The organism is Oceanobacillus manasiensis (assembly GCF_000724085.1).
Lineage (GTDB): Bacteria > Bacillota > Bacilli > Bacillales > Amphibacillaceae > Oceanobacillus_B > Oceanobacillus_B manasiensis.
In genome coordinates this window covers 306,195-320,077 of record NZ_CCDL010000003.1, presented here as the reverse complement: position 1 = coordinate 320,077, position 13,883 = coordinate 306,195, and the positions used below count along the sequence as shown (strand labels likewise).

General features: G+C 38.8%; 12 protein-coding genes and 2 pseudogenes. 2 read left to right on the top strand and 12 right to left on the bottom strand.

Annotated features, from left to right (window positions below; translation table 11 throughout):
• Positions 1 to 50: 50 nt before the first annotated feature.
• From BN985_RS15145 to BN985_RS19390, 5 genes and pseudogenes are all read right to left on the bottom strand, one after another.
• Positions 51 to 977: a DUF2268 domain-containing putative Zn-dependent protease gene (locus BN985_RS15145; RefSeq protein WP_052360711.1), complete on the bottom strand. Its 927-nt coding sequence runs from the start codon at positions 975 to 977 to the stop codon at positions 51 to 53.
• Complete coding sequence (locus tag BN985_RS15140) at positions 958 to 1,812, bottom strand: aminoglycoside adenylyltransferase domain-containing protein (protein ID WP_084157578.1); 855 nt, start codon at positions 1,810 to 1,812, stop codon at positions 958 to 960. The genes BN985_RS15145 and BN985_RS15140 overlap by 20 nt, the downstream gene beginning before the upstream one ends.
• Before the next feature lie 36 nt (positions 1,813 to 1,848).
• Positions 1,849 to 2,139 (bottom strand): hypothetical protein, encoded by a 291-nt coding sequence (locus tag BN985_RS15135; RefSeq protein WP_042224459.1) that lies wholly within the window; start codon positions 2,137 to 2,139, stop codon positions 1,849 to 1,851.
• A 102-nt stretch (positions 2,140 to 2,241) separates the two neighbouring features.
• Positions 2,242 to 2,727, bottom strand: a pseudogene (locus tag BN985_RS15130) (tetratricopeptide repeat protein).
• Between the two features lie 307 nt (positions 2,728 to 3,034).
• Positions 3,035 to 3,151: pseudogene (locus BN985_RS19390) on the bottom strand (GNAT family N-acetyltransferase); the annotation flags it as partial.
• A gap of 145 nt (positions 3,152 to 3,296) precedes the next feature.
• Here BN985_RS19390 and BN985_RS15125 point away from each other — a divergent pair.
• Positions 3,297 to 4,766 carry an RNA-guided endonuclease InsQ/TnpB family protein gene (locus BN985_RS15125; protein WP_042224457.1) on the top strand — a complete coding sequence of 490 codons (1,470 nt, stop codon included), beginning with the start codon at positions 3,297 to 3,299 and terminating at the stop codon, positions 4,764 to 4,766.
• 36 nt (positions 4,767 to 4,802) lie between these two features.
• Here the strand turns inward: BN985_RS15125 and BN985_RS19385 are convergent, their stop codons facing one another.
• Positions 4,803 to 4,937, bottom strand: coding sequence for a GNAT family N-acetyltransferase (locus BN985_RS19385; protein ID WP_084157577.1), 135 nt, complete (start codon positions 4,935 to 4,937; stop codon positions 4,803 to 4,805).
• A 28-nt stretch (positions 4,938 to 4,965) separates the two neighbouring features.
• Complete coding sequence (locus BN985_RS19380) at positions 4,966 to 5,151, bottom strand: hypothetical protein (protein ID WP_084157576.1); 186 nt, start codon at positions 5,149 to 5,151, stop codon at positions 4,966 to 4,968.
• Positions 5,152 to 5,347: 196 nt separating this feature from the next.
• On the opposite strand from BN985_RS19380, the gene BN985_RS15110 reads away from it, so the two are divergent.
• Positions 5,348 to 5,698 (top strand): SpoIIAA family protein, encoded by a 351-nt coding sequence (locus BN985_RS15110; RefSeq protein ID WP_042224456.1) that lies wholly within the window; start codon positions 5,348 to 5,350, stop codon positions 5,696 to 5,698.
• 67 nt (positions 5,699 to 5,765) lie between these two features.
• Here the strand turns inward: BN985_RS15110 and BN985_RS15105 are convergent, their stop codons facing one another.
• The 5 genes from BN985_RS15105 to argB form a co-directional block, all read right to left on the bottom strand.
• On the bottom strand, positions 5,766 to 7,295 hold the full coding sequence (locus BN985_RS15105) for an FAD-dependent oxidoreductase (protein WP_042224897.1): 1,530 nt from the start codon (positions 7,293 to 7,295) through the stop codon (positions 5,766 to 5,768).
• Positions 7,296 to 7,596: 301 nt separating this feature from the next.
• Positions 7,597 to 10,806, bottom strand: coding sequence for a carbamoyl-phosphate synthase (glutamine-hydrolyzing) large subunit (gene carB, locus BN985_RS15100; RefSeq protein WP_042224455.1), 3,210 nt, complete (start codon positions 10,804 to 10,806; stop codon positions 7,597 to 7,599).
• Complete coding sequence (locus tag BN985_RS15095; RefSeq protein ID WP_042224454.1) at positions 10,785 to 11,879, bottom strand: carbamoyl phosphate synthase small subunit; 1,095 nt, start codon at positions 11,877 to 11,879, stop codon at positions 10,785 to 10,787. The genes carB and BN985_RS15095 overlap by 22 nt, the downstream gene beginning before the upstream one ends.
• Positions 11,876 to 13,078 (bottom strand): acetylornithine transaminase, encoded by a 1,203-nt coding sequence (locus tag BN985_RS15090; RefSeq protein WP_042224453.1) that lies wholly within the window; start codon positions 13,076 to 13,078, stop codon positions 11,876 to 11,878. Before BN985_RS15090 ends, BN985_RS15095 begins: the two co-directional genes overlap by 4 nt.
• Positions 13,053 to 13,874, bottom strand: a complete 822-nt coding sequence (gene argB / locus BN985_RS15085) for an acetylglutamate kinase (protein ID WP_042224450.1) — start codon at positions 13,872 to 13,874, stop codon at positions 13,053 to 13,055. Before argB ends, BN985_RS15090 begins: the two co-directional genes overlap by 26 nt.
• Positions 13,875 to 13,883: the final 9 nt, after the last annotated feature.

Genomic DNA, 13,883 nt, shown 5'->3' with positions numbered 1-13,883 from the left:
ACCATTTTGTATGCCTGCTTTATTTTGTGATATTTTTATTAAATCATTGCCTATTCATAATTAGAAAGATAATTACCTTCTTCAAACATTTTCTCACCATCTATCCCCAACCACTCTTCTGGCTCTAAATCCGGATACTGTTCAAGATAGTTCATTACAATTTTAAAACCTTCACTATACCCATAGAATGGTGGCAACTCCCCTTCACCATAAAGAATTTCTAAAGAGCGCTCAAGATTTCCTTGATTTAAGTCAGCTTCAATTAATTCCCAATGATTATTATTGTATGTCGAATACACAGGGATTGAATACGAATACATTTCAGGATAGACTAGTTCCTCAAATACTAGTGCTTTCCCTTCAAAAACCATATTCTCTAATACTGTAATATAATCATTCGGATCGTAATATTTCTCAGTCCATACACTATGATGATATTCATGTGCTGTGGTTATTTTATAATCGTCTTCTTTTAAATAACTGCTGTGAAAAAGTAAAATTTTTCCTGCACCAACATTGAAGCCCACAGGGGACTCCTCTCCTAAGGCTGGGAACACACACACGGTATTCTCAATCTCAGAAGGCAAAAGAGTCGACGATTTAATTAATGCATCCTTAATAGCTATATTTATGCTTTCCGTATCGATTTCTTTGATTAGCCCTTTCGCATTTTCTAAATCGGGTGGAGTTTGCTCCCAGACCAAATCCATCGCTTCCGCATGTTCTCCTTCTGCAACACACTGTTCATGAACAGGCTCTATGACCATGGTTTCAAATAATGATTCTACATTTTCTTCCTCTGATTCTTGCAATGCTTTTTCTATAAACGCATCGTATAGCTTATAAGCACTTACTATTTGAAAAGACTGATCCATATCTGGGTGTGTAAACTCCGTTACAATATCCTTCACTTCATCTTCCTTACAACCACTCAAAAAGACTAGTAAAAAGGCAATACTAACTACGATTAGTCTCACTGATCGTTTCCTCTTGCCCTCCACCCGTTATCCCCTCCAGTATTATCAAATCTTGAACCTTATTTGCTATAAATTCTCTAATTCGCATAAGTTCCCCCGCCTCTAACTTATCCGCTTTACCAACTGTCCTATAACGTTGTGCTACTTTATGTACCGTGATAGCCATATCGCTTGGCAATGATTTTATTCCCCATTGACTTGCTTCTTCCTTAGATGAAATCACCCCTTCTCTTAAATACCAATAAACTCTAAGAAGATTTAAGGTACAATAAACAGGATCTGTTTCTATACGATTTAGGCAGTCATAATAATCCCCCAAAATAGAAGAAATATAATGTGCCTTTGGAATAGAAGGAAATATACTATGTATTGCTTGGCCTTTTAGACAAACTCCTCTAGTTTTCGTTATGGTAATATGTGCAGCTAGATCAGGATTTGTCTTCAGCTCGTCGTTTAAATAATTCGAAGTACCATGTAATAAATCCTCTTCATAGCGCTTCCTCCAATATTCACTATAATGAAAATCAAATGGACATGGATGCACCCATTCTGTTAAGTGGTTTATTGTTAAAACGCTGATTTCCAATGGGTAAGGATTCGTAGAATATGTAAGAAACAATTTTGCTAACTCTCTCTTTTTCATCATGTTCAATGATTTGTTTGTTACTATTAATATATCAATATCACTACTATTAGGATTAAAGCCACCCATCGCTAATGAGCCATGCAGATAAAAGCCAACACTATTTCCCTTTATAATTTCTTCTAATTCGTTTATAAAATTTAAAACAAACCTTCTCACATCTTCGCTGCATGTTTGCCAACTATCCCCCATATGTACCCCTCGATATACATTCTTTTACATTTGGTTTTACTTTTCAGGTATTAAGATGGTTCTTTGTAATGGAGCTCCTCCCATATTTACAGTTCTCTCTATGAAGTTATAATTTTTCCCATCTACTATAAACTTGCTATTTCCTTTATAGTAAACTTCTCTACCCTCATTCTCCAGTTTGCTTTTTATTGCTGCTAAGTGTTCATTCTGTTTGTAGTAGCGTTCTTCAAAATCAATCGTTATGCTTCCTTTTTGATAACCCATTAACCTGTTAAATAAGAAAAGAAAGCTAATGCCTATAATAAAAGCTATAATATATACCACCATGACCCCTCCCTCTTTTAATAAAATACGAATCACTTTACAAAGTAGTTTCAGAAATTTGCATTATTTACCCAATTTCAAGAAAAGTACTAGCCGTATTTACCATTACTCCCATGTCTCTTCTAATTTATCAGAGTAAAATTCAATTGCTCTTTTATAGCTTAATATTTCTTCATCTTTTGTTGTTTCAATTAAGCATTTTAACAACAACTCCATCGCTCTACCATGTTCACTCAAGTTATATAGAGTCATTGCATAAAATGTTCTTATTGCTTTATTCTCTGGAAACTTGTTCAATCCCTTTTGAAAAATAACTTTTGACTTTTCATACTCTCCTAATGTCCTGTAAGTACTTCCCAGCCCTAATAATGCAGATTGTAGCTCTTCATCTGGTAATCCTAACTTTATCGCCTTTTCATAATAAGGTACTGCCTTCGCTTCTTCTCCTAATAAATCAAAACTCCAAGCACACTGATAATTTAAGGAAGAATTTTCTCCATCTTACTTCACCATTTCGATACATAACTCATTAGATTCTTTGAGTTTCCCTCTATTTCGAAGCCCCATCGCTTTATTTAATTTCTCTATCATACTCCATTGATTCTTCCCTTCTATACATAATTCAGTTGTATTGAACCCTTAAATTAATTCATCCACTAGTAAAGTCTTGACTTTTTGACCATAAAACCCTCTCAATACATTATTGTAATCAATTTCTAAAAATAGATTGCTTTACTTAAAAGGTCCCATGATTAATAGGATTAAATTTTTGTGATGCTTCTTCATCTATACTAATTTTACTTCTCAACTTTAGTCTTCCTCCTAGTAAATAAATTTATAAAATGGAACGCTATTTCTTATGTAGCCTGGTATAACATTAAATCATTGTTAAGAAAAACTAATTTTGTAAATCCTTTTCTAAAACAATCTTATGCCTCCCTTTTTCATCAATATAGGTTTCTATCACATCAAATCCATTTTTAATATTGAGGATTAACATACTACGCCATCTATCAAATCCGTCCAGAATACCCCACTTCAAGCTTGCTAAGTGGCGGGGTGAATGGACTTTTTTTATTTTCTGGCGAAAGCAAAGACTTTTTAATTTATTTTTGGTAATATTATCTTACAAACATACATTCGTATTGGGAGGTGGAACTATGGCTACAACAGTAAAACAGTACATAACACATCAAATTTTAATTAAAAAAGGTCATCGCCTGTTCAATTATTTTGAACAAGCCACTTCTAATGCAAAGAATATGTATAACACGACTAATTTTTATATTCGTCAGGCCTACACAGCGTTGAAAAGCGATAAAGAGCTTCAACCTCTTCAACACGAAGTACTGGAAAATATCCAAAAACACTTACCTAAAATGAATGATGTGCAGCTAGCTGCTTATCTTCGAAAAACAGAAAAAGAAAAAGTGAAACCAAAAGAAAAAAGAAAAGAGTTGAAGTGTAATCTTTTCGAAGGTCCAACTCAAGAAAAACCTTTTGTTGATTACAATTTTTTGGATGCTTTATTCAAATCCATGGTTCAGAATGATTACCGTTCTTTGCCAACACAATCGGCTCAAGCAGTCATGAAGAACGTTTTTCAGAACTGGAAGTCTTTTTTTAGTAGTCTGAAAGACTACAAAAAGAACCCTTCTAAATACAAAGGCCGACCAAGAATTCCGAACTACTCTCGGGCCAAGCAAAAAGAAGTGGTTTTTAGCAATCAAGATTGCGTAGTGAAAGACCAACGTTTCTTAAAGTTTCCTAAAACCAAGGAACGTTTGAATATTGGCAAGTTAGGACTTACCGAAGGTAAGTTAAAACAGATCAGGGTTATCCCTCGACACGGTCAGTACGTTGTGGAAGTGATAAAGGAAACACAGACTAAGAACGAACCTAAAACAGACAACAATAAGTACATGGCCATCGATTTGGGAATTGATAATTTAGCAACCATTATTACAAACACAGGTCATCGACCTGTTCTGTTAAAGGGCAAAAATATCAAATCCATTAATCAATTGTACAATAAAAAAAGAGCTCATTTATATGGCGTCCTGCGCCAAGGTAAGGGAGCGAAAGAGGGTTCTTTCTCTTCAAATGCCCTCTCAGGTATGTACCAGAAACGACAACGCAAAATAAAGGATTTGTTCCACAAGGCGAGCCGTAATATCGTTAACCTTGCACTCCAAGAGGATGTATCAACCATTGTCATTGGACTGAACAAGCAATGGAAACAGGAAACAAATATGTCTAAAAGGAACAATCAATCCTTCACCAGTATTCCGCACGGAATGTTATTAAATATGGTCGAATATAAGGCTGCAGAACACGGTATTAAAGTTGAAATACGCGAAGAGTCCTACACCTCAAAAGCGAGTTTCTTGGATAACGATGTTATCCCAACATATGGAAAGAAAACAAAGGACAAACCTGTGTTTTCGGGGAAACGCATCAAGCGAGGTTTGTACCGTTCTTTGAACGGAACACTACTAAACGCAGATGTAAACGGAGCCTGCAATATTTTAAGAAAAGCATTTCCAAATGCATTTGCAAATGGAATAGAGGGGTTGGATGGTAGTCAGCCCATCAATGTGTCAACTCCACTTTCGTTAATCGTTCGCTAAGTTCGACACGAAAGAAACCCCCACTTCAAATTTTCGTTAGGAAATTAAATGGCGGGAGTATTCATTCATTGTCTTCGTTTGTACGATCTTATAGCCTTTTTCTTTTAAATAGTGATGCTGCTGTTCCATTAACTCTGTCGCAATACCATGATTTCGATAGTTTGGATCCACTCCTCCTAACCAGCTATAAAACTTCCTATTATCCAATCTTATATCCAATAACCCTTTTATCTTTCATTGCAATAACAAATCCCAACGGAGGCTTTTCAGTCATTTTGTTTAGCAAATCATCTGATTGTCCAAATATGGTTCTATGTACTTCTAAAACTCCATTAAGGACGGATTCTTCAGGTATTGAATCAAGGAATAGGTAATGAAAAGTCAAGATCGATTCCCCCTATACAATAATAATTTTCATTCGCTTTCCCACAGTTTACCATTAGATCTACTTTGTATTGAAAATTTTCTAAAATCTGGTTAGTAGAATTACTATGGCGTTTACCCTAAGTAGATGACGGGAAACAAACATTGATAACAAAGACATGATGGCAAACTATATCTCTATTCGAGGAGGATTTTTTATGATAACCTTTCTGCCAAGTAAAAATGCCTCAAGTATTGCTCTAGAATTAAATGGAAAAGCGACCAAAGAAGATGCAGAGTTACTAGATAAGCGAGTGACACAAAGCTTTAATGGGGACAAGTTTAATGTATTAGCTGTCATCCATGATATCGATGGAACGACACTTCAAGGTATTAAGGATGGGATTCAATTTGATGCGAAGCATTGGAAGCAATTTCAAAAGTTTGCGATTGTAAGCGATAAGGATTTGATTGGTACAGCTGCTAATCTTGGTCATTACCTTCCAGGAATTAAAGCGAAACATTTCACATCCGATGAGATAGATGAGGCTTGGGAATGGCTTAGCTAGCTGTCTATTAAACGCATAACGGGTAAGGGAAAATAGATTCCCTTACCCGTTTGTTCTTCAAACATATTTATTTTTCTTTCATACTTTTTAATGGCTTTACTGCTGGTCCTTCTATAACCGATCCAGTGTGGGAAAAGCGTGATCCATGGCATGGACAATCCCAAGACCGCTCAGCATTATTCCATTCCACATCACAGCCCATGTGTGTGCATGTCGGTTTAATAACATGAAGCTGGCCTTCCTTATCTCGATAAGCGCCTGCCTTTTTGCCATGATGAACAACAATAGAACCTTCATCCAATCCAAGTTCTTCCACCGTTTTGTTCTCCCGGTGAGCTTTACCTTTAACTAGTTCCTTTGCAACATCCACATTCTCTTTCACAAAAGAAGTAGCACCTTTCTTTATCTCTGATCTACGCGGGTCAAATAAGCTTGCGAAGCGATTTTCATTTTCTAAAATTAAGTCTTTAAGTAATAGCGCTGCTACTACGCCATTACTCATCCCCCATTTAGCAAACCCTGTTGCTACCCATACGTGCTTCTTACCAGAAGTCATTTGTCCAATATAGGGAACTTTATCAAGTGTAACTAAGTCTTGAGCAGACCAGCGATAAGGAATTGAGTTAACACCAAAATTCTTTTCTCCATATTTCATTAGCTGCTCATAATTAGCAAACGTATCACCACGATTTTTCCCCGCAGTATGTTCTTGCCCCCCAATTAGTAATAAGGGATCCCCATTAGTATCAGTCGCATGTCTTAATGATCTTGATGGAGAGTCAACGGCTAAATACATTCCTTTTGGCGGGTTTTTAGCTGGTTGCACTGCTATAGAATAGGAACGCTGTGCATGCAACCGTGAGAAGTATGCGCCCTGTTCATCATTAAAAGGGAAATGCGAAGCAATGATCACATCTTGGCATTTCAATTTATGCCCATTCTCGGTCGTTACGGTTGGCTCATCGATTCCTCTTACACTTGTAACTCTTGTCTGTTCAAATATACAACCACCATTCGCTTCAATTACAGGGAGCAATCCTTCTGCAAATTTCACTGGATCAAATTGTGCTTGGTTTCGTAGTACAAGGGCCTTTTTCACAGGATAAGGAAGCTCTACTTCCTCCGTCGCATCTCTTCCATCTATCCCTAATGTTTGGTAAGCTTGTTCTTCTTTTTCCAAGACCTCCACATTTTTATTATTTGTTGTATACACATATGCGTCTTCCGTGATAAGCCCACAGTCTATTCCCTCTTTTTCCACTATCGTTCGAAGAAAATTTAGCGCTTCTTCATTTGCCTCATAATACAATTTGGCCTTTTCTTCACCGTGAATTTCCATCAGTTCATGGTAAATGGGCCCATGCTGTGAGGAGATCTTCGCAGTAGTGTATCCTGTGGTTCCTTCTAATAGACGATCAGCTTCAAGGACTGCAACCCTTTTCCCTTCCTTAGCTAAGAGATATGCAGATAAAAGACCTGTGATCCCGCCACCAACCACTACTACATCAATAATCATGTCTTTATCTAATGGTTGATAAGCAGCAATCTGTTTATCTATTTGCCATAATGAACGCCCTTCGTTAGGAATTTGATTCATTTCATCCAAATGGACTGCCTCCTATTAATCGTTTTATTGAGTTATTTTCCTTAAACATAGCAAGCAAAACATTCGTAACGTAAAACTTCAATTGGCGAGGCCTCTCTTCAGCCCAACCAACTGTTAGTTTAACGATTAAGGCCCTTACTGGCAGTTGAAGAGGGAATCTTACAGCTCAGTAGATTTCGGAAAAGCGTTTCTTTCATTTGCCTTGATACCATGCTGACATTTAAAAAAAGGCAGGAAAAAGGAGCTGACTCCATCACGGAAACAGCTCCTTCATTCACTTAAGGTTCTTTTTTTATTTTTTCACCATTTCTTTTGTCATATATTCTGTTAAAGAGCAAACATCAATATGATCAGGCTCTTCGGCCAGGAGAATAGCACGTGCTGTATCAAGGCTAGTAAAGCAAGTAACCGAGTATCGTGTTGCTAGCTCTCTTAAGTAAAATCCCTTCCTGTCTCGTTCTCTTCCTCTAGAAGGAATATTAATTAACACATCTGGTTGTTGTGTGGTCCAATAAGCCTCGATCGAACATTTCTCATTAGTCACCTTTATAACATCAAGTCCAGCAGCTTTTATATAATTTGCGGTCCCTTCTGTGGCTATGAATCTTACATTCTTGTTAGCAAGCTGTTTGATAAGCTCTAAGGCCTCTTTTTTAAATCTGTCAGCAATAGAAACAAAGATTTTTAAGTTCTCACTAGGGAGGTGAGGACGAATCTTGTTCATTGCTTCTTCTAGGCTTTCTCCCAATCCAATGATTTCGCCCGTTGATTTCATTTCTGGACCAAGTACATGATCCACACCTTTTAATTTTCCATCTGAAAAGACAGGCGCTTTTATCGTAAAATAAGATGGTTCTCTCATTACATTAAGTTCATTAGTTAATGATGCCAAACGCTTACCCAGTTGGACCTGTACTGCCCAATCTACAATCGGGACATCTGTCACTTTACTAATGATAGGGATTGTACGAGAAGATCGTGGATTCACTTCAATTACAAAGACATCTTCTTGATAAACGATAAACTGAACGTTCATCACACCTATGATTGGAACTTTTCTACAAATACCTTGAATTATTTTCGTTATTTTCTCTTTTATACTTGTAGTTAATGTGACAGATGGGAATAGCATCATACTGTCACCTGAATGAACTCCAGCTTTTTCTACATGCTCATAAATTCCTGGAATGACAATATCCTCCCCGTCGCTGATAACATCAACTTCACATTCCAATCCAGGCAAATAAGAATCAAGTAAAAGCGGCCAGCATTGTCCATTGCTATCAGCTTCTATCCGTTCCACATAATGCAATAGTTCTGATTCATTGTAGCTTACAAACATGGATTGTCCGCCAATGACGTAGGATGGTCGAATCAGAATGGGGAAGCCAATTTCTTTAGCACTATGCTTTAACTCTTCATAATGTGAGACAACTTTACCTACTATATGGGAAATTTCTAGCTCATCCAATAATTGATAAAAGGCATCACGATCCTCCATTTTATTTATCGCATCAGCAGTGGTTCCTAAAATAGGAACACCTTCCTCTACTAAACCTTCTACTAGATTGATGGCTGTTTGTCCGCCAAATTGCACGAGCACTCCATCAACCTTTTCTTTGTGTATGACGGCAAGCACATCCTCTAATGCTAGTGGCTCAAAATACAAGCTGTCTGCAAGCGAATAGTCTGTGCTTACAGTTTCTGGGTTATTATTCATTACGATGGTTTCATAACCCAATTCTTTCAGTGCCATGGTCGCTTGTACCGCGCAATAATCAAATTCAATCCCCTGTCCAATACGGATCGGCCCAGAACCTAACACTAGAATTTTTTTCTTTTCGTTTTGCGTCTCCACTTCATCTACCCCATGCCATGTTGAGTAATAATATGGTGTAATGGCATCAAACTCCCCGGCACATGTGTCAACAAGCTTGTAGGCAGGTTGCAAAGATATTTCTTTATACTTTTTTCTTAAATCCTTGGTGGAAATAACTGTCAGTTCTGAAATCCGTTCATCACTACAATTAAAGCGTTTTGCCTGCCTTAGTACTTCGGATGGAATATCAGACCACTGATAGGACACTAAAGTCTCCTCCTGTTCAATCATGCGTTGTAATTTTCGAATAAACCAGTAATCTATTTCTGTAAGGCTCATAACCTTATCTATATCCATTCCACGATTTAGTGCTTCTCCAATTGCAAATAGCCGCAGGTCGTTTGGCACATGAAGGAGCTGCTCTAGCTCATCTTCCGTCTTTTTTTCCAATCCTGGCCAATGAAGGCTATTTACATTAAGTTCCAAAGAGCGAATGGCTTTATTTAAAGCACCTTCAAATGTCCGATCAATCGCCATCACTTCGCCAGTCGCTTTCATTTGGGTACCTAAGGTGCGATCTGCTTCCGTAAATTTATCAAACGGAAAGCGTGGTAATTTTACTACAATATAATCCAATGCTGGCTCAAACGATGCGTATGTATTTCCAGTAATTGGATTAAGAATCTCATCAAGGTTAAAACCAACCGCACATTTGGCTGCAATCCGAGCAATCGGATATCCTGTTGCCTTTGAGGCTAATGCAGATGAACGGCTAACTCGAGGGTTTACTTCAATAATCCGGTATTCATTTGATGCCGGATGTATGGCAAACTGAATATTACAGCCCCCTACAACACCGAGTTCTCGAATTACTTTTAAAGAAGCAGTACGTAATAATTGATATTGCACATCATTTAAGGTTTGGGAAGGAGCTACCACTATAGAGTCACCAGTATGTACCCCTACTGGATCCATATTTTCCATGTTACATACAATAATGCACGTATCGTTCTTATCTCGCATTACCTCGTATTCTACTTCCTTCCAACCCTTTATACTTTTTTCTACCAAAACCTGGTTAATTGGACTGAGAGATAGAGCCTTTACAAGTAACTCAGCAAATTCAGATTCATTATGCGCGAATCCCCCTCCTTCTCCACCAAGTGTGTAGGCAGGACGCAGAATTACTGGAAAGCCAATTGTCTGAATAAAAGCAAGCCCTTCCTCTAAATTTTTTATGATACGCGACTCTGGAATCGGCTCATCTATATCTAACATAAGGTTTCGAAATAGGTTACGATCCTCCCCATTTTGAATCGCTTTGACAGGCGTACCAAGCACCTGAACACCATATTGATCGAGAATACCTTTTTCAAATAATTGTACTGTTAAATTTAAGCCTGTTTGGCCACCCAAGGTTCCGATTACCCCATCAGGCTTCTCCTTGGCAATTATTTTTTCAAGTATTTCCAATTCCAATGGTTCCATATAAACGTGGTCCGCAATGTTTTTATCCGTCATGATAGTTGCAGGATTATTATTAACAAGTATAACTTCGATTCCTTCTTCTTTTAATGCAAGACAAGCCTGTGTTCCTGCATAATCAAATTCAGCGGCTTGCCCTATCACAATGGGGCCAGAGCCGATGACTAGCACTTTTTTTAGCTGTGTACGCCTTGGCATGCCTGCTCCCTCCTTGTTACTACTTGGTGTAGAAAGTCTTGAAAAATGTACGCCGCATCACTTGGTCCTGGATGAGCTTCCGGGTGAAACTGAACGGATAAGATCGGTAATGTAGTATGTTTCATCCCTTCAACGGAGTTATCATTCACATTCCGGAAAGTTAGTTGAAAGGCTTCGTTAGGAATAGAATCTTCAATGACCTCATATCCGTGATTTTGGGAAGTGATAGTTACTTTGCCTGTAGCTAAGTCTTTCACAGGATGGTTGCCACCTCTGTGGCCATACGGCATTTTTTTCGTTTTCCCACCATGGGCGAGAGCGAGCAATTGGTGACCTAAGCAAATACCAAGTGTCGGGTATGTTTCCGATAACTTTTTTACTGTTGGAAAATAAGCTCCCAAATCTTTTGGATCTCCTGGTCCATTACTAATTAAGACTCCATCAGGTGCAAGAAGCACGATCTCTTCAAAAGGTGTAAAGAAAGGTACAATGGTGACCTTACATTCAGCCTCAAGCAATTCATTTAATATGGACTTTTTATAACCAAAATCGAGAAGAACAATGTGTAGGTCACCTGTACCAAACTCTTCATATTCCGGCACAGCTACTGTTTTGACTAATTCCTGCGTACTTTCCTGCTTCCAAAAAGACATCGTGGTTATAGAGGATTGTTGTGACACAATTCTTGCGCGAACAGTTTTGTGTTTCCGGATAATGGCCACAAGTGCCCTTGTATCCACATTCGTCAGTCCCGACACCCCTGCTTGCTCCAGTTTTTCGGATAACGTTGCGACGGACTGATAATGACTCGGCTCCTCACAGGTATCGTTCATGATTACCGCAGATACGGCAATGTGGTTACTTTCCACATCCTGAAGATTGATACCATAATTACCTATCATCGGGTAGCAAAAGGTTAAAATTTGACCAGCATAAGATGGATCTGTCATCATCTCCTGATAACCGGTCATACTGGTGTTAAAAACGAGTTCTCCTGTGGTGTCCTGCATTGCACCAAGCCAATCACCACTGAAAACTTCTCCTGTCTGTAGCATAAGATAGCCTTTTGTCATTTTGTGTTATTCTCTCCTTCTACTAAGATTCCAGTAAGGGTGTGGATGAACACCTTGATTTCTTCCCATGTTGCGGTTAATGGTGGAAGGATTCGTAAAACATGCTCTCCTGCTGCAAGAACGATAACCCCCTTATCCCTAAAGGCTGCAACAATATCAGCTGCATTTTCAGAGAACTCAACACCAATTAAGAAGCCATATCCCCGTACATCTTTTATAATAGGGAAGTTTGCTTTCAATTCATGCAACGCCTCAAACAACCACCTGCTTTTATCCACAACTTCCTGAAAGAATTGTTTATCAAGCATCACATCCAATGTTGCAGCACCCGCCGTCATTGCTAACGGGTTTCCACCAAACGTACTTCCATGTGTTCCAGGTTGAAAGGAAGCGGCAACTTCTTGGCGTGCCAGCATTGCTCCGACTGGAAAACCAGAACCAAGCCCTTTTGCAAGCGTCATAACATCTGGTTTTATTCCAAATTGCTCATAGGCAAACAATGTTCCCGTTCTCCCGATGCCTGTTTGTATTTCATCTACCATCAGTAAAATGTCTGACTGCCTGCAATAGTCTTCCAGTGCTATTATCCATTCCTGCTCGACAGGACGAACGCCTCCTTCCCCCTGAACCAGCTCTACTAATACGGCAGTGGTTTTCCCATTATCAATTTGCGATAATACATCCTTTGAATTAAGAGGCAGGTAGCGAAATCCCGAAACGATCGGTTCAAATCCTTGATGAATTTTCTCTTGGGCTGTAGCAGCCATCGTAGTCCCTGTACGTCCGTGAAAAGAGTGGTGGAATGTAACGATTTCTGTTCGTTCTGGATTCCCTTGATCTTTGGCGTATTTCTTTGCTAGTTTAATAGCAGCTTCATTAGCTTCAGCACCACTGTTACAAAAAAACACCTGATTGTAACAACTATGGTAGGTTAATTTCTGTGCAAGCTCCTCTTGAGCCGGTATGGCAAATAAATTGGAACAATGCCATAACGAAGCGAGCTGTTCAGAGAGCTTCTTATGAACTGGCTCAGGTACATGGCCAAGATTACAAGTGGCAATTCCTGAAGTGAAATCGAGATACTTCTTTCCTTCCTTATCCCAAACGTAGCTTCCTTTTCCCTTCACCAACTCTATAGGGAAGCGGTTATAGACATTCATCACCGCAGGTAGTTCATTCACTGATATGGACTGGCTCATCGTATGTCTCCTTTCTTAGTAAAATACTGGTCCCCCGCGATTCTCCGTTAATAAATGCTACAATATCTTCTGGTTTCAAGCCGTTTAGAATAGACGTCCTTTTTACACCGTTTACCAATCCCTTTATCGCGGCTTCCACTTTAGGAATCATTCCACCGTATATATTGCCACAAGCTATTCTTTCGTAAATTTGTTGTTCATCCAGTGCTGAAAGTAGCACTTTTTGTCCATGGACCTCTTCCATAACTCCGTCGACATCACTGACAAACACAAGATCAGCCTCTAACGCCTGAGCAATTGCCGTAGCCGCACTATCTCCATTAATATTGTAATGTTGACCAAAGAGGTCTGTACCAATTGGGGATATTACAGGCAAGACACCTGCTTCTAGAAAAGTAGTAAGGATTTCCGTATTCACTTTTTCTACCTCTCCGACAAAACCTAATTTTCCCGTTTCATCAGCAGTCACTGATTGAAGCAATTTTCCGTCAACTCCACTTAGGCCACAACTATTGACACCAGCCAGTTGGAATTCTGAAACAATCTGCTTGTTAATCTGACCAGACATCACCATTTCGGCTATTTCCAAAACGCTGTTCGTTGTAACCCTTAGACCATCCACCTTTTCGTTTGGTATATGCAAGCTATCTAGCATTTGATTTATGGCTGGCCCTCCGCCATGCACGATGATAGGAAGACATTGCCTCTTATTTAAAAGTTCACCAATAATTCGATAAAATTGTGTTGGAAGCTTTCCCAGTATGCTGCCACCGAGTTTAAGCACAACTAATTGCATCTCCACACC